Source organism: Tenacibaculum sp. AWR4_210, assembly GCF_056160945.1.
Genome location: NZ_JBSWYF010000004.1, coordinates 239,081 through 264,255, shown reverse-complemented (window position 1 = coordinate 264,255; position 25,175 = coordinate 239,081). Strand labels below are relative to the sequence as shown.

The 25,175-nt window shown below is 33.6% G+C and carries 20 protein-coding genes and 1 other RNA gene; 11 read left to right on the top strand and 10 right to left on the bottom strand.

What is annotated here, in order from left to right; genetic code table 11:
- Positions 1-106: 106 nt before the first annotated feature.
- On the bottom strand, positions 107-1,108 hold the full coding sequence (locus ACXAG7_RS09125; RefSeq protein WP_476666644.1) for a M20/M25/M40 family metallo-hydrolase: 1,002 nt from the start codon (positions 1,106-1,108) through the stop codon (positions 107-109).
- Positions 1,109-1,178: 70 nt separating this feature from the next.
- Between ACXAG7_RS09125 and kdsA the strand changes: the two genes are divergently transcribed.
- The 6 genes from kdsA (at position 1,179) to ACXAG7_RS09095 (ending at position 4,965) form a co-directional block, all read left to right on the top strand.
- The gene (kdsA, locus tag ACXAG7_RS09120; protein WP_408044989.1) at positions 1,179-1,997 is read left to right on the top strand and encodes a 3-deoxy-8-phosphooctulonate synthase; all 819 of its coding nucleotides are present in this window, start codon (positions 1,179-1,181) and stop codon (positions 1,995-1,997) included.
- 46 nt (positions 1,998-2,043) lie between these two features.
- Positions 2,044-2,994: a transglutaminase domain-containing protein gene (locus ACXAG7_RS09115; RefSeq protein ID WP_408044988.1), complete on the top strand. Its 951-nt coding sequence runs from the start codon at positions 2,044-2,046 to the stop codon at positions 2,992-2,994.
- A 108-nt stretch (positions 2,995-3,102) separates the two neighbouring features.
- Positions 3,103-3,720, top strand: coding sequence for a hypothetical protein (locus ACXAG7_RS09110; RefSeq protein ID WP_408044987.1), 618 nt, complete (start codon positions 3,103-3,105; stop codon positions 3,718-3,720).
- A 41-nt stretch (positions 3,721-3,761) separates the two neighbouring features.
- Positions 3,762-4,058 carry a winged helix-turn-helix domain-containing protein gene (locus tag ACXAG7_RS09105; protein WP_408044986.1) on the top strand — a complete coding sequence of 99 codons (297 nt, stop codon included), beginning with the start codon at positions 3,762-3,764 and terminating at the stop codon, positions 4,056-4,058.
- A gap of 53 nt (positions 4,059-4,111) precedes the next feature.
- Entirely contained in the window at positions 4,112-4,588 is a 477-nt protein-coding gene (locus tag ACXAG7_RS09100) for a Coq4 family protein (RefSeq protein WP_476666643.1), read from the top strand.
- Entirely contained in the window at positions 4,585-4,965 is a 381-nt protein-coding gene (locus ACXAG7_RS09095) for a ribosomal maturation YjgA family protein (protein ID WP_408044984.1), read from the top strand. Before ACXAG7_RS09100 ends, ACXAG7_RS09095 begins: the two co-directional genes overlap by 4 nt.
- On the opposite strand, the gene ACXAG7_RS09090 is transcribed toward ACXAG7_RS09095, so the two are convergent.
- Together ACXAG7_RS09090 and ACXAG7_RS09085 are read right to left on the bottom strand one after the other, a co-directional pair.
- Positions 4,958-5,170 carry a DUF3820 family protein gene (locus ACXAG7_RS09090; protein ID WP_408044983.1) on the bottom strand — a complete coding sequence of 71 codons (213 nt, stop codon included), beginning with the start codon at positions 5,168-5,170 and terminating at the stop codon, positions 4,958-4,960. The two genes, ACXAG7_RS09095 and ACXAG7_RS09090, sit on opposite strands and share 8 nt — an antisense overlap.
- A 43-nt stretch (positions 5,171-5,213) precedes the next feature.
- The gene (locus tag ACXAG7_RS09085) at positions 5,214-6,422 is read right to left on the bottom strand and encodes an NAD(P)-dependent oxidoreductase (RefSeq protein WP_476666642.1); all 1,209 of its coding nucleotides are present in this window, start codon (positions 6,420-6,422) and stop codon (positions 5,214-5,216) included.
- Positions 6,423-6,621: 199 nt separating this feature from the next.
- On the opposite strand from ACXAG7_RS09085, the gene ssrA reads away from it, so the two are divergent.
- Together ssrA and ACXAG7_RS09075 are read left to right on the top strand one after the other, a co-directional pair.
- Positions 6,622-7,016, top strand: a transfer-messenger RNA (tmRNA) gene (gene ssrA / locus ACXAG7_RS09080).
- A gap of 256 nt (positions 7,017-7,272) precedes the next feature.
- Positions 7,273-10,593: a hypothetical protein gene (locus ACXAG7_RS09075; protein ID WP_476666641.1), complete on the top strand. Its 3,321-nt coding sequence runs from the start codon at positions 7,273-7,275 to the stop codon at positions 10,591-10,593.
- Positions 10,594-10,605: 12 nt separating this feature from the next.
- Here the strand turns inward: ACXAG7_RS09075 and ACXAG7_RS09070 are convergent, their stop codons facing one another.
- From ACXAG7_RS09070 to ACXAG7_RS09040, 7 genes are all read right to left on the bottom strand, one after another.
- A complete protein-coding gene (locus ACXAG7_RS09070) occupies positions 10,606-11,562 on the bottom strand; it encodes a hypothetical protein (protein WP_476666640.1) in 957 nt (318 codons plus the stop codon).
- Between the two features lie 2 nt (positions 11,563-11,564).
- Positions 11,565-13,871: an AAA family ATPase gene (locus tag ACXAG7_RS09065; protein WP_476666639.1), complete on the bottom strand. Its 2,307-nt coding sequence runs from the start codon at positions 13,869-13,871 to the stop codon at positions 11,565-11,567.
- A gap of 142 nt (positions 13,872-14,013) precedes the next feature.
- Positions 14,014-14,247 carry a helix-turn-helix domain-containing protein gene (locus ACXAG7_RS09060; protein WP_476666638.1) on the bottom strand — a complete coding sequence of 78 codons (234 nt, stop codon included), beginning with the start codon at positions 14,245-14,247 and terminating at the stop codon, positions 14,014-14,016.
- A 578-nt stretch (positions 14,248-14,825) separates the two neighbouring features.
- Positions 14,826-16,511 carry a DNA/RNA helicase domain-containing protein gene (locus ACXAG7_RS09055; protein WP_476666637.1) on the bottom strand — a complete coding sequence of 562 codons (1,686 nt, stop codon included), beginning with the start codon at positions 16,509-16,511 and terminating at the stop codon, positions 14,826-14,828.
- Position 16,512: 1 nt separating this feature from the next.
- Complete coding sequence (locus tag ACXAG7_RS09050) at positions 16,513-16,854, bottom strand: nucleotide pyrophosphohydrolase (protein WP_476666636.1); 342 nt, start codon at positions 16,852-16,854, stop codon at positions 16,513-16,515.
- A 68-nt stretch (positions 16,855-16,922) separates the two neighbouring features.
- Complete coding sequence (locus ACXAG7_RS09045) at positions 16,923-17,492, bottom strand: hypothetical protein (protein ID WP_476666635.1); 570 nt, start codon at positions 17,490-17,492, stop codon at positions 16,923-16,925.
- 9 nt (positions 17,493-17,501) lie between these two features.
- A complete protein-coding gene (locus ACXAG7_RS09040; RefSeq protein WP_476666634.1) occupies positions 17,502-18,731 on the bottom strand; it encodes a PDDEXK-like family protein in 1,230 nt (409 codons plus the stop codon).
- Between the two features lie 807 nt (positions 18,732-19,538).
- On the opposite strand from ACXAG7_RS09040, the gene ACXAG7_RS09035 reads away from it, so the two are divergent.
- From ACXAG7_RS09035 to ACXAG7_RS09025, 3 genes are read left to right on the top strand one after another with little or no spacing between them, the layout of a single operon-like run.
- Entirely contained in the window at positions 19,539-19,763 is a 225-nt protein-coding gene (locus ACXAG7_RS09035) for a hypothetical protein (protein ID WP_476666633.1), read from the top strand.
- 53 nt (positions 19,764-19,816) lie between these two features.
- Positions 19,817-20,551, top strand: coding sequence for a GLPGLI family protein (locus tag ACXAG7_RS09030; RefSeq protein WP_476666632.1), 735 nt, complete (start codon positions 19,817-19,819; stop codon positions 20,549-20,551).
- A 9-nt stretch (positions 20,552-20,560) separates the two neighbouring features.
- Positions 20,561-23,209 (top strand): carboxypeptidase-like regulatory domain-containing protein, encoded by a 2,649-nt coding sequence (locus tag ACXAG7_RS09025; RefSeq protein ID WP_476666631.1) that lies wholly within the window; start codon positions 20,561-20,563, stop codon positions 23,207-23,209.
- Positions 23,210-25,175: the final 1,966 nt, after the last annotated feature.

Sequence of the window (25,175 nt, the reverse complement as noted above, 5' to 3'; positions counted from 1 at the left end):
AAAAGTAACATCAAAAATAGTAAATTGGTAATCGAAAGAAATTAGAACAAAAAAAATAGCAAGGGAGAGCCCTTGCTATTACTGAGATTGTTTAATTCTTTGGTAGCTAGTCGGTAATCACTACACGAGTGGGAGTATCTTTTCCTTCGATGATACTTTCAGTTCCTTTAGCTACAGCTTTAACCGTTTCTGTCAATACACGAGTATCTAAAGTAGCCGCCTCGTCCGATACTTTGTGGTAATCCGCATCGACGTCGATAGGCGTTGTTGAAAATGTGTGTGAGGGTACCCCTAGGCGTGCCAATGAAGCATTGTCAGAACGGAAAAAGAGGTTGAATTTTGGATAGGGGTCTGGATAGAGTTTGTAGCCAGTACCCTCTAGGTTTTTTTGTATGATTTTACCAAAATCAGAACGGTCAAAACCTGTTAACCATGCCGTTTTAGGTCCTGTTTTTGGTTCTTTACCGATGAGTTCTAGGTTAATTCCAGCAACGAACTTAGACGCGTCAATATCTTTTCCGAAGTGTTTTGATCCAACAAGTCCCATTTCTTCAGCAGTAAAACAAACGAAAACGATCGAACGTTCGTTGTTTCCTTTTTGAGCGTAGTATTCAGCCAAGGAAAGTACTCCAACAACTCCTGAGGCATCGTCGTTGGCTCCGTTAAAAATAGTATCGCCTTCACCGTCTTTTTTGACACCCAAATGATCGTGATGGGCCGAAACGACTACAAATTCCTCTTTTTTAGATTTGCCTTCCAAGACTCCGATAATATTGGACATCTTAATACCGTTGTGCTCAAATTCTTGACGGTAGCTCGTAAGATCGCCGTAAAACTTTAAACCAATACGCTTGTATTCATTTTCTATGTACTGAGTAGCTTTCTCCATACCTTCTGTACCCGGTAATCTTCCGGCCATTTCATCAGAGGCTAGCGTGTAGAGGTGTTTTTTTATTACTAGTGAATCGATCACCGGTTGGGTAGTAGTCACTGCCACTTCTTGGGTTTCAGTGGATTCGGGGAGGTCTTTTTTGTCGTTGCTGCTATTTTGCTTACACGCAAATAAAGCCATGCTCAATCCGATAAAAAGAACGGTGTGTTTCTTCATGTTAATTTGATTTTAAAGCTTAAAGATAGCTAATTTAATTTCTTATTTTTGTAGGAAATTAACAATGACTATGCATTTATCAGAGATACCGAGTATAAAACACACAGATTCAAACAACTTTTTCCTACTAGCAGGACCTTGTGCCATTGAAGGAGAAGATATGGCAATGCGTATTGCGGAACGCGTGGTGGAAATTACCAATAAATTGAAGATTCCCTATGTTTTTAAAGGGAGTTTTAAGAAGGCAAATCGCAGTAGAATCGATAGTTTTACTGGAATCGGTGATGAAAGAGCATTGGAAATTTTAAAGAAGGTAGGAGAAGCTTTTGAGGTGCCTACCATTACCGATATCCACGAGGTAAGTGATGCTGCGTTGGCAGCCCAATACGTAGATGTATTGCAAATTCCAGCCTTTTTAGTGCGTCAAACAGATTTAGTGGTGGCTGCTGCTGAAACTGGAAAAGTAGTAAATTTGAAGAAAGGACAATTTATGAGTCCAGAAGCCATGCAACACGCAGTGAAAAAAGTTCACGATAGTGGAAATTCAAAGGCTTGGATCACCGATAGAGGAACCATGTTTGGATACCAAGATATGATCGTAGATTTTAGAGGGATTCCTACCATGCGTGCCATCGCTCCTACAGTATTAGACGTTACCCATTCACTACAACAACCCAACCAGTCGAGTGGTGTGACCGGAGGTCGTCCAGAAATGATAGAGACCATCGCTAGAGCAGGAGTGGTAAACAATGTTGATGGCTTGTTTATCGAAACGCATTTTGACCCAGCAAATGCCAAAAGTGACGGAGCAAATATGTTAGATTTAAAACATTTAGAAGGTTTATTGAGTAATTTAGTAGCAATTAGAAAAACTGTCTTGGCATTATAGGCATAGTTTTTGTTTATTTGCTAAAGTTGTAATTTTTCTGATGAATATGAAGCGGCTATTCTACCTACTTATTTTTTTAAGCTGTCAAACGTATGCGCAAAGCTATAAGAGCATCGCGCAAAAAGTGCAGCTGTACAGCAATGCAAATTCGGCAAAAGTAATCGCCGACAAAATCGCTGTGGATTTTGACGACCCCGAAGTACAGGCAAAAGCGGCCTTTATTTGGGTTGCAAAAAATATCAAGTACAATTTTAATGCGTACAGACGAGGCATTAGAAAGTCGGTAGGATTTCGATACCGATCAGAAGAAGAACGCTTACAGAAATTACGAGCTATAAAAGACAGTATTGTCGTCAAAACCCTAAAAGAACGCAAGGCCGTTTGTGAAGGCTATGCTCAAACCTTGGCGAAAATATTGAGTGAACTCGGCATACAAAACGAGGTGGTGAAAGGATATGTACGCAACTCCTACATGGAGATAGGTGCGCCCTTGGCCAGACCAAACCACGCGTGGAATGCGGTGTTTATAAAAGATAAATGGATGGCGATCGATGCTACGTGGGCAGCAGGTTCCGTGATTAACGGCCGCTGGCAACCTCAGTTTGATACCTACTATTTTAAAATTCCAGAAAAACATTTTTTAAAAACACATTACCCAGAGCTTTCTCGCTGGAGAATGGGAAGTGAGATGAGTAAAAAAGAGTTTTACGAACAACCCATTTATACGACGGAGTTCTTAAAAACAAATCTTGAACTCATCGCGCCTACCAATGGTTTGTTGAAAACCACAGAGGGAGAATCACTGACCTTACAGGTGAAGAATTTGCTCTCATTTCAAACCGTTCTCTGTGGGTTGAGTAGTTATCGTTTTGCACAAAAGCCGAGTGTGGTGTATAAAAACAGTGTAGGATACATTAAAATTACACCGAGTAAAAACTGTCAAAAATTGTTTTTAGTAGTGGATGGAGATGTGTATATCGAATTCCGATTGATTTAAAAACGTATATAGATACTGATAACGGGAGACGAGCCAATGCTTTTCTCCCGTTTTTTTTGGTGTATTGATATTTATATTTTAACTTTGTAATGCAAAGTACTTTTAATTATGACTAAAGAAAAATACCTAGACGACCTGCAAGAAATCAGAAGCATCATGCAAAAATCATCGCGATTTATATCGCTCAATGGCTTGTCAGGGGTACTGGCAGGATCTTATGCATTGATCGGTGCAGCCTATGCTTACTGGTTAGTAGAAGAAAAGTCGAAAGGTATATTGGTATTGGGAAGTACTATATTTTGGCAGTGTTTGGGAATATTGGCCACCGTGGCTATCTTGAGTGTTGGAACCGGAATATGGCTAACAACGCGTAAGGCAAAAAAGAATAGAGAATCTATTTGGGATGCGAAAACGCGCAGTTTATTAGGTCATATGTTAGTGCCTTTATTGGCAGGAGGACTGTATATTTGCATTAGCTTATGGCAAGGTCGTTATGGACAATCGGGAGCCTTAATGTTACTCTTTTACGGGTTCTCTTTGGTGAGTGCTTCTAAATTTACCTTGGGGTACATCAAGTATTTAGGACTTTCTGAGATTGTTTTAGGACTGCTGAGCGTAAGTTTACCCGGATATGGATTTTGGTTTTGGGTATTGGGGTTTGGCGTATTACACATCGTATACGGAATTGCCATGTATTTTAAATACGATCGCATAAGCAGAACCTAAGAAGTAGCAGATTCATTAAACTAAGCGGAAGGAAGATACCATTGAAAAATATACTCGCACATATAAATAAAGCGTTTGATCATCGCGTACGATTGGGAATTATGTCGGTTCTTATGGTCAACGAGTTTGCCGATTTTAAAACGTTAAAAGAAATTTTAGGAGCTACCGATGGCAATTTAGCCAGTCATGCTAAAGCCTTGGAAAAAGCGACGTATATCCGAGTAGAAAAGCAGTTTGTAGGACGTAAACCCAATACGAGGTACTATGCCACTGACGCGGGAAAAGAGGCCTTTGAAAAGCATATCGAAGCCTTGGAAAGATTGCTGAAAAAAGAGTAGTCTATTTTTTTTGAAAAAACACTTTGAAATTCAAAGTACTTTAAAAATAAGTTATGAGAAGAAAATTGATTTTGTGGTTGTTTGAAAACACCCGAAAAATGTATGTTAAAGTAAAGAGAAAGGACGCTTGGACAATCAATCAGGGAGAATTGCTAACACTACCTTCAAACAGTTTGGGCTATGCCTTAGGAGCTTTTTTAGCTCAGCATGGCTTTTCGATGGTGCCGAAAGTTGAGGAGCACGATGTTTTTCACGTGCTGTTCAACATCGGTACGGAGGTAGAAGATGAGTTGGCCTTGCAGTTTTTGTGTTACGGCAATGGCAAGTGGAGTCTTTATTTGGTGGGGAGCCTCGGTTTGGGGTTGTTCTTATTTCCGGAGTATTACCGGTATTTTTGGGAGAGCTATCAGCGGGGAAAGCAATGCCGACCTTTTACGAATACGGACTTTAGACCTTTGTTGGAACTACCACTCGATACAGTGCGTGCGAGCTTAGCGATTCGAACAAATTTAATAGGATATAAAGGATGATAAGAAGAGAACAATGGCGATTGGGGAGCATGGCTCTCATGTTGTTTGGAGTATTGTATGGGCTTGAGAAAACTACGGGGTTTTTGCGTCATACCCTTGGCGATTTTGTCGTGGTTATTTGGTTGTATTACCTCGTGGCATTGGTAGGTGGCAGTACTGTTAACAGAACGGCGGTAGGAGTATACTTGCTTGCCTTGAGTATAGAAGGCTTGCAGCTAACTTCTTTTGTCACCTTTATGGGGTGGGAGGGAGAACGCTGGGCACAGTTGGTTTTTGGCGCTACCTTTAGTTGGGGCGATGTGTTGGCCTATACGCTGGGAATAGCACTTGTTTGGTGCTTTGAAACCTATCGAATAGATCGTCGTATACTTACCTGAGTTTTCTAAGTATGTCTTCCAAACCGTTGAGTTGCATTTCGTATACCAAGGCCATCATGGTACCGAGTTTACCCTTTGGAAATCCTTGGTTTTTATACCACACCAAATAGTATTCGGGAATATCTACGAGGTAGTAGCCTTTGTACTTGCCGAAGGGCATTTTCATTTTTGCGGTATCTACTAAAAACTGTTTGTCTGGTATCATAAAAAAAAGATCCCGCAACTAAGGCGGGATCGTATAGGGTGGTTTATTCGTTTCCGTCTACATAATCTTGCAAGTACGCGAAGCGCTGGGTGAGTTTCCCTGCAGCATCGGTCATTTGCGAGCGTTTTAAAATTCCGTCGGCATCGTTGTTATAGAAGGCCGGAATTACGTGTTCTAAGAACATAGCTCCAAAGCCATCACTGGCATCTTTTGGCAACTCACAAGGCAAGTTGTCTACAGCCATAACGGTAATAGCTTCTGGATTGGTATACGCTATTTCTTCACCGGTTTCCGGGTGGTATCCGTAAATTGGATCTGCGATAGTTGAAGGGCGAATAGTAGTCGCTACTGGTCCGTCAATATCACATGAAATATCTGCTACGTACTTGATGGCAAAGGTAGGATTTTTTACATCGTCTTTCGTAAATAAATACGGAGCTCCATCACCGTAAAAATGTCCAGCGATAAAGAAATCGGTTTCTTGGGCATAGGGCATAAAATTACTCTCATAGCCACTAGGGTCCTTATAAAACTCAAATTTATCACCAACTTTACCGTCTTTGCGTTTATTGTACTCCATAACGTCGATCATACAATACACAGGCTCACTGAATTTGCTAGTGAGGTACAGGGCATCGCTTACCTGTTTAATTTGCAAGTGATCTAAAATTTCCTTGGCTCCATAGGCTACCTTTCCAGTTCCTGAGAGTACAATTTTAATAGGGGGAAGGGTAATTTTATCGAGTTCGGCTTTTACGGCTTCTAAATCGGGAAGTGTTTCTACTTTAGGCAGTGTAAACAACTGTTCGCGGAGTCCGAAAGCTCTAAATCCGTTATAGGCACCTACGAGTCCGGCGTAGCGTCCGAAACCGATAAGGCGGGCACCGTTTTCTTTCACGATAGTTTCGTGATCGAACAGTTCGATGTTTTTATCCAGCATTGCTTTCAGCAGCTTTCGGTTATACGGTTGTTTTTTAATGGTATGCGAAAAGAAAAAATACTTCTTATTCGGAATCAAATTTTCAACGGGCACCTCTTTTACTCCGAGGAGCACATCGCAATCTTCCAATGAATCGGTAACCTCAAAACCGGCGTTTTTATAGGCATCATCTGAAAACACGCGAATGGGAGAGCTTTCAACTACGATTTCTGCTTGAGGAAACTGTTGTTGAAATTCTTGCAGTTTTTCAGGAGAAAAAACAACGCGTCTATCAGGAGGGTTCTTACGTTCACGAATAATTCCGAATTTCATATCACTTTGTATTAAAATTAAACAATTTTGCGTTAAATGTTGTAGTTTAAACAAACTCCTGCGAAAATACTTTATTTAAAAGGATTTTACAAGTACTAATTTTGTTTATATTTGCACTCGCTAAATTTGCTAGCCACTCAAGAAACTTTAAGACTTTGCGACGGCCATGGTATGGCTTTTGCGGGTATAGTACAATAAAGGGGACGACTGGTTTTGACAGCAAGGTCAGTGATAATGTAAGCATATCGAGGAGTGAGATGACAACTCGTTAAACTTATTTCAACCATTTAAACGGCGAAGATAATTACGCTTTAGCTGCTTAATCTGAATCACAGTAAGATAGAGCCTCGGCACACTAGGTGTGCAAGCTAAATGTCCACAAAAAGCCTTGGTTTACGGCGTTTTACTTATGGGCATCGTAAAAGTAAACATAGGAATTCTAGTACTTCGATAGGGTTCCGAAGCTAAAGAAGTTAAGCTAAAAGTGGGTCGTCTTTAATCAGCTTTTAGTCGAAAATTAACTAAAGACTAAGTATGTAGAAAGCCTTTGAGCTGCTTGTTTGGACCCGAGTTCGATTCTCGGCGTCTCCACAATTTAAAGCCTTAATCAATTGATTTTTAGTTGATTAGGGTTTTTTTATTCTTTTTTTAGTCAGCAACTAGACAGCTAATTCAAAAACAGTTATTAGAATCTCTTTCAAAGATAATTCTTTAATTAAAAAGATTCTATTTTCTTTTAATCATTTTCAATCCTTAAAAAATTATATCATTAAAAAAGTTCTTTAACTTTTTGAAGCTTTATTGTTACCTTTATTCAAAAACTAAAAGATAATATAAAGCATTAAAATAAATGGCTATAGAATTAGATGCTAATCAAGAAAAGATATATCAAGGATTAAAAAATATTGGAGAAGAAATCGCAGGTTTTTATATAGGTGTTCTAAAAATAATCAATGATGATTCTATACCTTCAAGAGGCTATTTGATAGCCCACTCGGCAAGGGAAATTGATGGAGGATTTAGAGATATCCTAGCTCCAAAAGAAGAAAAACAAAAAAAACAAAAGGAGTTAACTTTAGAAGGAGAACTGAAAAAGATTAGAGGGCATGTTGCTTCAATTTTAGTAGCCTTAGACTTACCTATTAACGATCCGTTTGCCCTAGAATATATTAATGTAGCCACTCAATTTGTTAAATATTCTCATAGAAGTGGTGCTTATAATTTACCAAGAAATTCAAAAGAAATTATTACTCTCTGGTTAAGATATGAAATTGTATTATTAAAATTAATAGGTAATTTCATAGATCAGTTAAAACATATTGAAAGAATACTAAGGTTTGAGAAACCAACCAGTGAGATTCTTTATACGATAAAGAACATATTTAATGATAATCAAAAAGAAAATTACTTTTATAATAATTTAAAAAGTATTGATTGGTTAGATCCTCTTTACGAGAATGGTTTCTTCTTACCAGAAACATTACATGATAATGCCTACTGGAATCAGTCAGAATACTTAGAATACTTATCTATTCAAATAGACAAAAAACTAGTTCCAGAACTAAAATCAAGAATTTTAATCAAAATAATAGAAGAAATCTGTTATTATTCTATTAATGTTAAAGAGATTAACAATTATAGAATTTGGTATACAGTAATAGTTATTTTAACCAACTTACCTAAAAATTATATTACCAAAAACATTATAAGTTCTTTTCCTATATTCTTAAAAACAAAGTATGATAACACACTTCAAAGTGATGCTATATTTAGATTTATTCAATCTTATTTTGAAAATGAAGAAGATGCTGAAAAATATAAATTAGATATTGAAGAAATTTTAAAATTGGTTTTTGAAATATCCGACGATGAGAAATATAAAGATAGATCTACTTATGAAACAGGTAAGTTTCATCCAATAATAAGATCCTATAGGTTAAAAAAAGCTTGTAAAAGTGAAGTTTTTTACAAGCCTATAGCTCAATACTGCTCAGACAACATTATTTTATATGTAGCCGAAAAATTACTAATACATCTAAAATCAAAATACATTAGTAGTTTTGAAGTTAAGAGCATATTTAATGAAACAGATCGAAATTCATATTCTATCCAAACCATTTATACTTCCTTTCTAAAAAATTGTTGTACAAATATTGGTACTATATCTCCCATTAGAATAAGAAATATCGTAAATAAATTTTTAAGTAACGAGTTTAAACATAGGCATTTTACTAAAATATCTTTATTCTTAATTTCAAAGAACTGGAATGAAACTAAGGAGATATTTTTCGAACTCATTAAAAATCAAGATGAGCAAATGCTATTCTCTAATTCTTTTTGGAGCGATGACCTCTATTTTTTTCTAGAAGAAATCTCTTCTGACCTAGCAAAGGATGAAGAACAAATTTTAGATCAAATAATTAAAAATGGCTCACAAAATGAGAGGTATTATAATAAAAATGAATATTTAGATGAGTATAAATTAAGATGGTATTCCGCTTTAAATTTTAATGCTTACTTTAAAGAAAAATACGAAGAACTTTCAAAAAAACTAAAAAAAACTAAGGACTTAGTTAAACCTAAACCACAAGTTTATATCACTTCTGGCAGTGTTTCTCCCATTAGCATAGAAGAAATACGTTCCTATTCAGCAGATGAGATAGTAAGAAAACTAAAAACATTCGATCCTGAAAGAAGTTTTAACAATCCATCAGTTGAAGGATTGACAGATAATTTAAATACAATTATCAAAGAAAACCCTAGTTTGTTTTACAACAACTATAAACTCTTTTATGATGTTCCTTATAGGCATATCTCAAGTATTTTTTATGCATTAGTTGATGCTTGGAAAGAAGACAAGGAAATAAATTGGGAGAACATATTAGATTTTATTGAAATTTATACTTCCCAACAAAAATTTGGAACTGACCTATTAAAACTTAAAAACAGCAGGTATCAATATAGTCATACTTCTGTTATTGAAAGTTTTTGCAGGCTACTTTCTGAGGGAATGAGAAAAGACAGTAAATCTTTTTCTGCTGACCTGTTACCAAAAGCTAGGGAGATAATAATTTCTTTTCTAGAAAGATATATATCAACAGATTTAAATGAAGAATACAAAGGAAAATTAGGTTCTGCTATTCATGTAATCAATTCTACTACAGGTATAATTATTGGCTGCTTTATCAATTACTCTCTTAGAAATGCAAGAATAAAAAATAACGATGTTGAGGATAAATCTCCAAAATGGTCATTAACGGAGAAAAACATATATGAAAATTTAATGAATAAAGGGGTTCAAGAGTTCTACATGCATTTTGGCTGGAAAAGAAGAAATTTTCTTTTTCTTGATTATGAATGGACTAATAATTTAATCAAAGAAATCCCTAAAAAAGATATTCAAACCGTTAAATCATATTTTGGATGTCATCTTTTAGAGTACAATACTTCAAAATTGGATTATGACATTTTTAAAGATATCTATAGAAAAGCTATAACTGAGGATTGGCAAATAGTTGATAGCACTATGGGGGAATCTTTAATAGAATTACATATTACAATATTTTACGTTTTTGACTATGAAGATTTAGAATACGATAGTCTTATTTCATTGATTTTAAAAAAAATGGATACAGAGAAAATAAAAAATATTATTCATTCATTATCTTTTAAATTCGATCAATATTTTGAAGAATTAAATACAGAAAAAGATAAAACCCTATTTAGAAAAAAAATCTTTAAAATTTGGAAGTTAACTTTATCTGTACTTGAAAATGATAATAATAAAGACCCCAAAGATATTCCAACATTGTTGTATTTAATGAAGTTCATTGATAAATTAGATGAAGAAAATTACTACCTAATAAAAAAGACTTCAAAATTTGCTCAGCATGGAAGAAGAGACTTAGATGAGTTAATTAAAAATTTGAATAGATTAAAATTAGTATGTGATACTGAACAAAGTGGAATATATGCCTGTGAAATATTTATAGAATCTATTTTTAATGATATTTATTATGCCTCAATAATGCAGGAGGAAATAATACAATTTGTTGAATTTTATTATAAACAAGAATCTCCAAAACTTAATGCATATGCAAACAAAATATGCAATCATTTTGCAGAAAGCGGACAATACTTTCTAAGGGATTTATATGAAAGACATAATTAAGATAGAATTATATTATTTAGATAGAGATTCTATCTCATCAAAAATGTCCTTTTTTAATTTACTAAAAGGACGCTTTGACAACTTTTCATTTTCATAAAACGATTCAAAAAGAATGTGATAAGCTTCTTCTTTGGTTATATTAAAATTATCAATTAAGCTTTGAATATAGGAGTCAGAGTAGTTAATACGTTTATTTATCAAGCTTTTTATTAAGCCCTTATGGTTATTTTCATATATACCGGTAATATCAAAATATTTTAATGAATCCGTTATTTGATCTTTTATTCTTTCAGAAGATGTATTTGATGTACAGATTGTTATTTCAAAATTAGTTGATTTCCCTAATAAACTATTATAATCATTTGGTGAAAAGTCAAAATTAAAATGCTTTACAGCATCATACTTTGAATATGGGTAATATATATTTTCATCATCTGGATCATCTTCTCCTTTATAATGAGTATTACATATGTTACAACTTGGAATTAAATTATAAAAAGAAACTGCTAATAATGGGTATTTTTTCTTAGGGTAATAATGATCGAACTCAGGAAATACATTTTTCGTAGTACTTTCAACAGTATGAGAAGTTGTATAATTCCTATTACAATATGGACAAACATCAATAGACAATGCTTTGGCGAGCTTAAAGCCATCATATTTATTCTTTTTATAACCTCTAAACCATTTATAATTAAATATATATTCTAGGTCTTTATTAAGATTATCAACATCACCTAGCTTATTAAATAAAGCTTCTTGCAGTTCTTTTACGATTGATAGTTCACTAGATAATATTTTATTCTCATTTTCTTCCAAAAAAACGATCAGTTTTCGAAAAGGGATTCTTTTAATTGAATTTTTTCTTTCTTTATATCGTTTTCTTGCTCTCTTAATGATTTCTCCTTTCAAACCTTTTTTATGGATATTTAGAGCATGTTTTGTATTAGGGGTATTTATATTAATCATTATTATCTCCCTATTTTACTTCTAAGACGTTCTATTTCTTTTTCTATTGCATCCTTATCATTAGTAGCTTCAATGTACATTCTTCTTAACTTATGTCTAACTATCGGTTCATCTATTAACTCAATAACTTTTTTATGATATTCTGGATCGTCATTTATTTTATAATCAGTCATAGTTTTCTTCCCATTTTGAATTTTTAACCAATCAATAGTCTCATTAATTTTTTTGCTTGCAAAATCACCAACTAATCCTCCTTCAACAAAAAATGAATGTGAAATAAGATCTGAAATATTAGCTCCAAATGATTTTTCAGGTCGTAAATCTTCAACAGAATAATCTAAGATTGTAGATTTTGAACCTTTGTCTTTTCTAATGTATATAACATTATAATTCGGGATATCCGATAATGCTAAAGGATCATGCGTTGTAAAAATAACTTGAATGTTTGGACTCAAATTTTCTTTTTCTGCTTCTTCTATTGAAGGATGTCTATCTAGTTTTACAAATAATCTTTCAAAAAGATCTGGAAGTACGTTTATAAGTTTGCTTACATACTTTCTTTTCCATAATGGATGAAAGCCTAAATCAGCTTCATCAAGCAATAAAATATAATTCTTTTTCTTTCTTAAATAACCGTATTTATTCAATGTAAAATCATAAAAAGTACTAAATAAATTTAACATTGATTTTTCACCAAACGATAGTCTTTTTGAAGGTTTAAAAGTAAGTATTTGAGCACTAATTACAGAGTTTTCATTAAAAACCCCTACCATTTCTCTATAAGCTTGTATTAACTTAGCAAAATCTTGAAAATCAGCCTCTTTTAAATTTTGAATTAAGGCTCCTACATTCAAATAAAAACCTTTTTTATCAGAGCTTTCAATTAAGACATTATAAAAATTAAAAATAGATGAAAACAATTTTATAGCCTGTTTTGATTTACTTAAGATTTGAGTCTCTATTTCCTTTCTGTTTTTTCTATGACTCTCAAAATTTAACTTTATGCCATTTTTTATTTCATCGATATTTTTTTCTAAATGTTTCTTAAGGTAATCTTTTGTCCCAGAAATTGGGGAGCTAATGTTTTTTAATCTTCTTTTTAAAACTTCTCTAAGATAGATAAAATCCTCCTCATTAAACTCAGTGTTAATTAGTATTTCAAGAGAATTTAATAACGTTGAAATATTAGTCAAATGAGAACCAGAGGATAACGTGTTTATTTTTATAGATTCCAATTCTTCTAATACTCTATTTTCTTTCTCATTTAACTCTTTATTAAAGTCAATAGTATTTAGCAAAGAAAGGGAAGTCTCAAAATCTAAAGTTTCTATTTGCTTTTTTATTCGTTGAAATAAATATTTATCTATATATGCTATTTTCTGTTTAAGAAAACCTATTAGTTTGTTTTCAAATTTCTCTTCTTTTATAAAATCTTCAAAAGAAACATCCGACTTACCATTATAAGCTGTCTTCATTGATGTAGAGTCAATTATAACAAATGAGAGGATATTTACCTCTACATCTTTAATGAAATTAAGATTTTCATTAGTCAAATGCCTTTTATTTTCATCTATAACTTCATACTGACTCCATAAGTCTTCTAAAGCTTGTTTTTGTAATCTTTCAATTTCACCTTCTTTAGCAAAACCTCCATAAACACTTCGTAAATCTCTTTTTGATAAAGGCTTAGCAAAGAGAAATAATTTATCATAAGTTGGAATCTCATCATCTTTACTTTTTAAGTCTATGCTTAGATCACTACTCAAAAACATTACATTCCTTTCTATATTTTCAAAGTGATAGTCTGTTAGAGTTTGATTTGGTTTTGGATTAATCTCTAAAAAAGTCGAGAAGTCATTAAGCTCAATATCGGGTATAGAAGTATAATACAGTTTTGGGATATCATCATTTTTAATTGAACTAAGCTCATTAGAATTATAATAAACTGTTATTTGATTTTCACTAGTGAAATTTCCATTTTCATCTATCTTTCCCGTTCTATTTTCTATAATTGGCACATCTTTTCCGTCATCATAAACAAAAATTGCTTTTGTAGTATTTTTATATTTATTTATAATACTTAGAATAGTGGTTTTTCCAGTTCCATTTGCACCAACGATAGCTGAAAGATTAACTATACTATCTCCAAAAAAATTAGGAATATAATTTTTATTAATTTCCGATTCTATTATTACTTCTTTATTGTCACTATCTAGATTAAAAGTATACTTTATTCTTCCCCCAAAGTTTATAGTTTGAGGTTTATCGAACAAAAAATGTTCAATTATATAAATTGAAACTAAATTCATAAAACTAAAGCAATTTTAAAGGGTTCTATTAAATATTAGAAATTTATTCTAACTTCTAAAATAAAAATATTTAACTTTTTAAAAAGAATTTTAAATCCTTTTCTATTTGAAAAGAATCAATTTCACTCATATATTTTGAACATTAGTTTTCTTTTTCAATAGAAAAAAAAGTGACAATAGAAACTTCAAAAAACTCGCAAAGAGTTAAAAGTGTTGTATATCTAATATCTGCAACCCCTCTTTCTATTCTACCAAAATTAATACCCGTAATCTCATAACATTGTTCTTGTGAGAGTTCTTTTTGAGTTCTTAATTTTTTTACTCTTTTAGCTAATTTTAATAGCTCTTCCTTCTTTTTGATACTAGGTTCAAACATAAATGCAATTTCATACCAAAAACCTATAATAAATACAGACGTATTCGTCTGTATTTATTATATTTGAAACTCTAAAAAAATAGAATTATGAAAAAACAAGTAATAACTCTTTTAATAATAATCATTCCTACTATCATTAAGGCACAAAACATTGATGCCATAAAATTAATGGGGATGATAAACAGTCGGACTAATCATGTGTAAGCTTCCCCAAGTTAGAACTGCTTATTTGTAGAATTTTCTCAAAATTATGATCTCCTCCCGTATTTAGCTACTAGTATCATTAGAAATACAACTAAACCTAACTAGAGAGGATAAATCACAAGGATGTGGTTTAGGAGTTGTTGATTGAAATGCAGATAACTTTCATCAATTAAAAATTTAGACAGTTGCTCAGTACGATAGATAAGTGCTAATAGTGTATTTGTTTTTAGTTAAATGGAGTTTCTAGGTAGACTTGTAATCAAACATGTCTGCTCTACTAAATGGTAATTAACAAGATTACCTGCTTTATTCTATAGGAACTCGTAGCCTTGTAATGAAGAATTCTAATACAGGTGTACGAGTTCCTTATTAACCTATTGGAGTGATATAAATTTACTGAAGTAACGTTCTAAATTTTTATCACAACAATAAACATACGTGCCTTTAATTCCGCGATACATCAAAGTTTTATAGATATTTATTATGTACAAGTGTAAATCATCATCGTTTACACCTCCTTTTCCTTTCGTATCAAAATAGTTGTCTTTTACGATTTCAATTTTATTGGTTTTTGTATTGTATATAATCTCATTACCGAAAATTACACCACAATAGTTTAAATCATAGCCTTGCGTTGTATGAATACACCCCATTTCTGTAAGACTATTAGTCGAGTTAATCCAGTCTTTTGTTTCACGGTTCCAAGTCATCTTTACTCCATCAATTAATGCGTCATAGGTGTCTGAACCATTTGATGATACCCATTTCCAAGAAAAACCTGCAGTCATTCTGGTTAAGCCATATTTTTTTTCTTTGTATTCTAATTGATGAATCATTTCCTGTAGATTAGAAAATAAAGCAAGTTCGTAATTGGGACTAGAGAATTTTTTTAAGTTCTGAACATTTTTTTTAGTTAGTAAATGGTTGACAAATTTTATATAATCTATACCAGCTTTTACCCTTAGTTGAGAGCTAAGTTTAATTGTATTTTCGGTATTCTTAAGTTTGGAAAATGTTTTTTTGGAAATATCAGAAGGTCGTATGGATTGTGCTTCATCATAAAAAAACATCTGATATTTACTTTTACTGAGAATCCAATCGAGTTCAGTTCCCTCATGTCCCATTCCTAAAGATTTGTTCGTATTATCAAAACTACCATAAGCAGTTAGTCCTTTTCTTCTTTTTAGGCGATGAGCTTCATCGATTATAAGAATATCATAGTCTTTCTTTACCACTTCTGAGGGACCAATAACCATGTTGGCTTTTAATCCCGGAATACTTTTAAACACGTTTTTTAGAGTTTTTCTCAAAGATGTCATTGGGACCACCAAGGCAATTTCTGGCGACTTTTGCAGATAATTTCTAAATGAGTTTATTTTTTGATATTTCTCTAGAATGTCTGTGTTTTCTTTATCAATACTATCAATAGTTACATGAGTAACAAGTAGTTTTATGAGATAAACGGCAAGAATAGTTTTACCTGTACCAGCACTTCCTTCAACGAAAACAGGACCTTCTTTCTGATTACTTAACCTCTCAAGATATTGAATGACGACTTCATTTTGATCAACAGAGAGGGATTTGTAGGGAGAGTATTTGTAAAGATCCGAATTGTCGATATCGAGGATATCTTTTGCTACAACCTTTTTGAGTTTTAGATTTTTCCAGATATTCTCAAAAATTTCGAAGTAGTATCTTTTTTGATAGTAATTATGTTCAACTATTCCGGCATTTCCGTTTAATAATGAGTATCCTGTATCGGCACTCATGTATTTTATTAAATTCGATTCTATATCTAAAGCAGCTGATTTATTAAAATAAGGACTAGAAATCACGTAAAGGTATTTTAGTCTTTTTTTATCGATGTTCTTTAAATGATCGTTCATACGTTTCGTCACATTTGTAGATTCACCGACGTAGGCTACTTTTTTTAAATCATCGTAGAGAATATATATGATTGGATGATTAGAGGTGTGTTCTTGTTCTTTTTCAATGCTTTTTATTTTTTCTTTTTTAAAAATGTATTGATTTATATATAGGTGGTTTTGAGTCAGGTCCATATTAGAGTTCGTTGTACTTTTTGGAAGTCCCTTTGGCTTTGTCTACGGGATATTTTTTATCGTTAAGATCTATTTTTTTTAAAATAATTTCTTTGACGTTAAGATTGTTTTTATCAGCTAAGAGAAAAGCGAAAGAAAATACGTCCGCTAATTCTTCAGACAACCTTTCCTTATTAACAGATTCTATTTCTTGAAGTTTATTTTTCCATAAAAATAATTCGTTTAGCTCACCTGCTTCAATAGCTATTGCCGATGCTAAATTTTTGGAGTCATGAAATTGTTTCCAATCTCGCGCATCTCTAAATTCAGTTAACGCTCTGATTATTTCATCGATATCTGACATGGTATTAATTTATAAAGATTACGGACTAATCTACAGATAATTTTATAAAAATATTATAGATACATATTTTAATATTTTCCAATAAGAGGTTTTAACTGTCTTGCGAGTTTTTTCTCTAAAATTATGATTAAGTCTTTCATTGTATTATCAAATACGATATAATTTAGTTCAAGGTTTCCGTATTTTATAATGTCATACCAATGGAACAGTTGCATACCAGCCGTTCTTTTGCTTTTATTATATCCTAAATGAGTAACTAATCGCCCCCAAAAGGTTTTTTCTACTTTACCAACGTACAAAGTGGTACTATTATCGTCTATTTTAGTTTTGTAAGCAGATGTGTTTCTGTATTCCAAAGTTCCGTTTTTAGTTTCCTCTCTGTATTTTTCATAGGATTGTCGTAACTCTTGATTATATTTTGTGTCAGGTATTTCAAACCAATAGAGAATGGGGGTATTAATTGATTTTAAATGAATGAAATCATCTATGTTTTCGGTTATATTTTGAGTAAAGAATTTTTTGTTAAAGTAATCTTTATTTATGTGAATTTTTTTGATTTCATTAGATTCGATACTGAATTGAGTTTGGTTCAGTGTCTCAATGGACTCTTCTATATAGTTAGTTAATAGGTTTTTCATAATCGGGTATTAGGAAGTTACTGCTGAGTTTGGAGTCCATAACTTTTTGAAAGTATTGATGTCTAAGGTTGCTTCTTCAGCGATGTCTCGTGTAATCTTGATTGCCTTTTCCTTATCAGCTAAATCAAAAATTATAGCGGAGTTAAATGATTTAAAATTTAATTTTTGTCCAGGATATCGCCAACCTAGCCAGCTAGAGTTTTCTTTGTAGTTATTTTGGGTAGTTAGAACAATATTCTGAATTTTTTTGAATTTGTCGCCTTCTGAATTAATCCATTTACCATGTCTTTCCAAATGAAGTCCAAAATATACATGGTTATCTAGTACTATACCAAAAACGATGTCAGTATCTTGATCAACTTTGGCAATCTTCACCCAATACCCATAGTCAATTTCTTTTGTGCCATAACGATAATAACTGCATACTTTCTGTTTAGTAACCTTTTCTTTTTCTTCTGAATTGAAACCTAAATTTTCCATATGTTTAATTATCTGTTGCCAAAAATTCCATTGGATTTCTGTTTTGGCTTCGTTTATGTTTTGAGATATAGCAACAGCGTGTTGGAGATTTGTCGGGTTTTTAGTTATTGCATGCGTTATTTCTTTATTCATTAAATCATAGTTTGATTGTCCTGTTAGATTTTTGATGATGTTGAGGTAGTGTGTAATTCCGATGGTAAGGAGAGGTTGATTTTTAGTTTTTTCAATACATTGAATAAGCCAATTTTTTATGTGGTTTTCATATGATATGAGTTTGTAATCTTCTTGCCCTAGTTTACCAATACTTGAATTAGAAGGAGGAGTTCCAAATAAGGTCAAATAAAAAAGGTTTTCAGGGCTGTAATTGTGATATCGAATCAATTGGTTTTCTTGATCTGAAGCATAAATTTTGTTTTCAATTGTAAGAGAATTTCCTTTAGCATCTTTTAAAAAAATATCTAAATATCCTCCTTTAGTTGCTGTTCTTGCTCCGATAAATTTTTCAGTATCCACAGTTGTGGATTTTGTGTCCATTGAAATTTCTAATTGGTTTAAAAAAAGTGAAAGAAATAAATCCTGTTGACCATGTGATCCTTTTGGATTTAAAAGCTCAGCAATGAATTTAGAATGTAACCTAACTTCATCAGTAGTAACGTTAATTATTTCGAATACATTGAATGCATTACCTGATTCCAAATGTTGTTTTTTATAGTTATTGTGTATAGCACCAACATTAGAAAGAAGCTTGTCAAGTGTCATTTGATTTAGTAGTTCTTATAAAGTTGTAAAAGTACAGTCTATTGCAAACTATTTATTGAGGTTTCCCGTAATTAGTGTGCTTTAAATATCATTCTTCAAACTAGAAGTTTTCGAAAAATATATTTTGCTTAATCCGATGTCAGAGGAAACAGGATTGTATAGTAAGCATCATCATCCCCAGTGAAACTAACGATTGAGAAGTTTTTTTATTCACTGTTGATCTGGACGGTAACAGTTAGGTTTATATGTGCCTTTTTCAATATTTACTAGAAAACAGGTTTTAAGCAGGCAGCCGCTTACGATGGGTAAATCTGTGGGTTTGGCTGTAATTAGAAATTTATACAAGACGTAATTTCGAGGGGCGAAGGGAGGAGTAACTATTGAAATGTATGGTGGTAATTAACTTTGTTTTTAATACTATGGTTTTAAAAGTGAGTTTGTTGTGTTTTTTATGTTAAAAAAAAACTACTATATTGCACTCAGCTAGCTATATGAAAAAGGAAGGTATTTATAAATTGCAAAGTGCCTTTATCTTTTTGTTGATCCATTTCCATGATGATGATGTTACAAAAAACATTGGACTCGTGTTGTAAACATACGCCCAATTTTAGGGAGTAGTACGAGAATAACTAAAGAATTCACTTGGATTTTTGAAGTTTAGGCCAACACTAGAAATTTTTAGGGGGGTACGCATTTTTTGAGTTACATACCTAAACTATGTGAGTAAAAGGAATGCTTAGGACTGAAAAAAGGAAAACGGAGAGCGTCTAAAGGAGTTCTTAACAGATTACAAAACACTAAAAAAAAATGATGAAAAAATTAGTTTTATCCGCTGCCTTTATGATGGTAGCAGGAAGTCTTTTAAATGCTACGAACACAGAAGAAAAAGTTGTAGAATTCGGTAAATCTCACCAATATTGTAAAGCTCAGGCTTTATCGATTGCGTATACGGTGGCTCATTTTTACGAAGATGGGGAACCAAGAGTAAGTGATTTTGTAGGGGCCTACAAGTCATGTAGAGGATTCAATTAATCTGAAAACACACCTTCGAGAATTCTGTTCTCGAAGGTTTTAACTAATATAATATGAGGTATTTATTTTTAGTCGTATTTTTTGTGAGCAGTGCCATCCATGCACAGGTAACCAATAAAGTAACCTATGGCGTGAAATTGAGTTTTACCATAGCGGATATTGATGCTCGCGTTAAGAAAATGAAGTTTAAACCCAATCAGATGGTCATCAAGAGCTTAAAAGATATGGTTCGTAATGGATCAGAAATAGAAGCCGAGCTCTTGTTTTCCAATGTAGAGGCCAATTATAAAACACTGGAAAATTTAGAAAATGAAGGCGATCGAAAAGATTACGTCTTAAAGCAAGGTGCTGGAGGAAATGAGTTTTATTATACATCCTTAGCAACTCAAAAAAGTAGCAGGGAAGACTGCAGTGTACTGGAAAAGTGTTTTGTCATAGAAAATGTAAAGCCCACTTGGGAACTTACCCAAGAAACCAAGAAAATTGGTAATTATGTATGTCATAAGGCTATTATGACCAATTCAAAAAGTAAAAAAGGACCTACGATTGCTTGGTATACGAATGATATTCCTTCGAGTTTCGGTCCCAAAAACTATTATGGACTGCCGGGTTTAATATTAGAATTGAAAAATCCGCAAGTAATTTTTGTTGCTAAAACGATTCAGTTGAACCTAAAGAATGCCGAGGCCATTAAAGCACCGGAAGGAAAGCTCGTAACAGAAAAGGAGTACAAGGCATTGCTTAAAAAATCATTCCCAGAGTTCTACAAGTACAAAAAGAAAAATTAGACATCACAGGTGCGTACATTAGGAATACTCATTTTTTTAGTCTTGTACGGGGGTACTGTGCTAGGGCAATCGGTAAGGTTATCAGGGGTGGTTACCGATAGTCTACAACAGCCCTTGGCCTATGCCAATGTGGTAGCCAAACCTTTCGATACGTCCAAGAGTATGGTTTTTGTGATCACTGATGATACGGGTAGTTATGCTATTGACCTAAAGAAAAATGAGCGCTATGCTATTCGCGTAACTTATATGGGATTTAAGCCCAGTAGCTTTTCCTATACGCCTTTGGAGAATTCGGTGAAAAAGATCGTTCTCGAAGAGGCGAGTAACGATTTAAAAGAGGTGGTCATCGAACTGCCTGTGAGTGTTCGTGGCGATACCATAACCTACCATACTGATAAGTTTACCAACGGTAAGGAGCGCAAGCTTAAAAATATCCTTAAAAAATTACCAGGAGTCGAAGTCGATAAACAAGGGAATGTAAAGGTACAAGGTAAAAAAGTGACCAAAATGTTAGTCGATGGCAAGCCGTTTTTTGGAGGGAACTCAAAGTTGGCGATAGAAAACATTCCTGCAGATGCCGTGGCTAATGTACAAGCGATCCGAAATTATAACGAAGTAGCTTTTCTAAAAAATCTCTCTGATGCCGATAAGCTCGCGATGAATATCGCACTTAAGGAAAACAAAAAGCGATTTGTTTTTGGCGATGCTGAGCTAGGTAAGGGCAATGATGAATTTTACAAAGCGGCTTCCAATTTGTTTTACTACGCACCGAAAACCAATATTAACTTTATCGGAAGCTCCGCGAATACAGGAACTAAGACGTTTACTTTTCAGGACTATTTGAGTTTTCAAGGTGGTGTTAACGCTGTGTTTAGTGAAAATTTTGATTGGAAAGGTGGTGATTTTGCTACGTTTTTAGAACCCTCCGATCAATTGAGGAATCGAGAACACTTCGGGGCGATCAATTTGAACACCAGTTTAAATTCCAAGCTAAGCTTAGCAGGATATGCCATTTTTTCAGATACTGCTATCGAGAGCTTGGAGTCCAATATAAACACGTATGCAAACTTTGTGGAGCAACAGCGAACGGCTATCAATACAGATAATACCCTGGGAATTTCAAAAATTAGCCTGGATTACGCCCCCAATGCTGATGTACAATGGTATTTTAGAACCCAGGTAAAAAGAATTCGAGGAACCAAAAATAATGCCATCACTTCGGCTATTAAAGGAGTTGAAAATCGCATTACGACTGGGGATAGGAGTTCTTTAGGAGTTGTAAATACGAGTGCGGAATGGCATAAAAAGGGAAGAGGAAGGCATACCTATTCGGCTATTGCCAAGTATGTTTATGATACAAACAGTATAGGAACAGATTGGCTGTCTACAGGTACGCTTCTTAATGGAATTACTCCTATAGATCCAAACCAACAGGTAGTGCGTGTTCAACAGCAAAGAACTACCCAAAAACATGAGTTCTCCACGGTATTTAAAAATTACTGGGTATTGCATCGAAATCACCATCTCTATACCACTTTAGGAACCCAGTTGAATAGACAAAAATTTTTGACTTCAAGTTTGCAATTACTCGACTCTGGAGAGACTAATGATTTTCAGAGCAGTGGTTTCGGAAATAATTTCATGCTGGATTTTAGCGATGTTTATATGGGAATGCATTATAAACTGCGATCGGGGAAGTTTACTATTAAGCAAGGAGCATACCTGCATCGGTATGCGTGGAATACTACTCAAAATGAACCATCGGAACGAAGTAACTGGCTGTTGCTACCTGATTTCTTGATGAAAGTAGCATTTACCAAAACGAGAAGTTTGAATATGAAATATCAACTAAAATCAAATCTGCCTGAAATTGCTAAAATGGCTGGCAATTATTACTTACAAACTTATAATGCAGTTTTTAGAGGAAATACTGTTTTGGAAAATGAGCTCTACCATGACCTGTCGGTTAATTATTCTCAATTCAGTCTTTATCGCGGGGTCTTACTCGCTATGAATGCGAGCTATTTGAATAAACTTCGTGGATTTACGAATACGGTGGCTTTTAATTCGGTGAATAGGTTTACTACGGTTGAGCTTTTGTCGAATGTTAGTGAACACTGGAGTATGGGAGCTAATTTGGAAAAAACTATAGGGAAATTAAAATACAAGGTTTCTGCTGATTATTTTGGAACCGAGTTTGTTCAGAAAATAGACCAATCACTGGTGAAGAATAAAAGTCATAACTATTCGTATGAATTGGGAATCGAAACGCTGTTTGAAAAATTCCCCAGTATTGAGTTTGGATATAGGGGTGTACATGGCAAGTATTTGTCGAGCAACCAAGTAAATAGTTTTAGTTCGTATGAGCCATTTATTGAAGTAACCTATGATTTTTTGAAGAGTCTTCAATGGAATTTTGACTATACCTATCATCAGTATAGAAATGTAGCATTAGGCGTTCGTAATACGTATCAGTTGGCTAATACAGGTCTGTTATATCAGCAAGAAGATAGTCCATGGACCTTTAAGATTAGCGCCAAAAACTTATGGAATGCAGCTTTTAAGCGAAGCAATAGTTTTTCTGATTATCTGGTGGTCGATACTAAAACTTTTGTGATGCCTAGGGTGGTGCTGTTGAGTGTTAATTATCGATTATAGTGCCAATTTTTTTTGCAGTCATCAGGTGGTCTATAGAGCCATTTTATTGATTTTATTGTTAATAACAAGGTCTTTTGTGAATATCCTAGAGGTTTAAGTATGCCTAGCATCAAAATTTTATGTGAGAACTGTATTGATTGTTGATAAGTGCTGAACTTCTGTTTGTTAAGATGGTTTTTGTAGTTAAATATAGACTCATTTGTGAGTTTTGCGGAGTTTTTCTGCGAATAGCTCAGTAATTTGTGAATATCCCAGTGATTTAAGTATGCCTAGCCTAAAAATTTTATGTGAGAACTGAATTTATTGTTAATAAGTGTTGAGGTTCTGTGATTTAGTGTGGTGTTAGTGGTTAAAAGTGGACTTGTTTTTGGGTTTTGCTGAGTTTTTCTTGTGAATAGCAAGATCTTTTGTGAATATCCGAGTGGTTTAAGTATGCCTAGCCTGAAAATTTTTTGGGAAATTGGTGTTTATTGTTAATAAGTGTTGAAGTTCTGTGATTTAGGTTAGTCTTAGTGGTTAAAAGTGAACTTGTTTTTGGGTTCTGATGTGTTTTTTCTGTGAATAGCTCAGTAATTTGTGAATATCCTAGTGATTTAAGTATGCCTAGCCTGAAAATTTTTCTAGATACTGGTGTGTATTGTTAATAAGTGTTGAGGTTCTGGTGTTTAGGGTGATTTTTATGGTTAAAAGCGGTGTCGCTCGCGAGTTTTGCTGATTTTTTTCTGTGAATAGCAATATCTTTTGTGAATATCCCGGTCTTGTAGGCGTACCTAGTCTCAAAATTTTTCTGGAGATCGGTATTTATTGTTGATAAGTCTTGAACTTCTGTGGTTTAGAGTGATTTCTGTTGTTAAAAGTGGTGTCGCTTGTGAGTTCTGATGAGTTTTTTCTGTGAATAACAAGATCTTTTGTGAATATCCCTGTCTTTTAGGCATGCCTAGCCTCAAAATTTTTCTGGAAACTGGTATGTATTGTTGATAAGTGTTGATATTCTGTGTTTTAGGGTGATTTTTATGGTTAAAAGCGGTGTCGCTCGCGAGTTTTGCTGAGTTTCTTCTGTGAATAGCAAGATTTTTTGTGAATATCCCTGTCTTGTAGACGTGCCTAGTCTCGAAATTTTTCTAGAAATTGGTGTTTATTGTTAATAAGTATTGAGGTTCTGTTATTTAGGTTAGTCTCTGTGTTTAAAAGTGGTGTTGCTTGTGAGTTCTGATCAGTTTTTTCTGTGGATAGCAATATCTTTTGCGAATATCCCTGGCTTGTAGACGTTCCTAGTCTCGAAATTTTTCTAAAAATTGGTGTTTATTGTTAATAAGTGTTGAACTTCTGAGGTTTAGGGTATTCTTAGTGGTTGAAAGTGTGGTCACTTACGAGTTTTACTGAGTTTTTTCTATGAATAGCTCAGTAATTTGTGAATATCCGAGTGATTTAAGTATGCCTAGCCTAAAAAAATTTCTAGAAACTGGTATGTATTGTTAATAAGTATTGAGGTTCTGTTTGTTAAGATGGTTTTTGTGGTTAAAATCAGTGTCGCTTGTCAGTTTTACTGAGTTTTTTCTATGAATGGCAAGATCTTTTGTGAATATCCCTGTCTTGTAGACATTCCTAGTCTCAAAATTTTTCTTGAAATTGGTGTTTATTGTTAATAAGTGTTGAACTTCTGTGGTTTAGGATGGTTTTTATGGTTAAAAGCGGTGTCGCTCGCGAGTTTTACTGAGTTTTTTCAGTTAATAGCTCAGTATTTTGTGAATATCCTAGCCTTGTAAGCCTTCCTAGCCTCAAAATTTTTCTGGAAACTGGTATGTATTGTTGATAAGTGTTGAACTTCTGTAGTTTAGGTTGGCTTCTGTGGCTAAAAGTGAAGTCCTTTGTGAATTTTGATGAGTTTGAGTTGTAAATAGCTCAGCATTTTTTGGATTTCCTGGCCTTGTAAGCCTGCCAAGCCTAAAAATTTTTCTGGAAACGT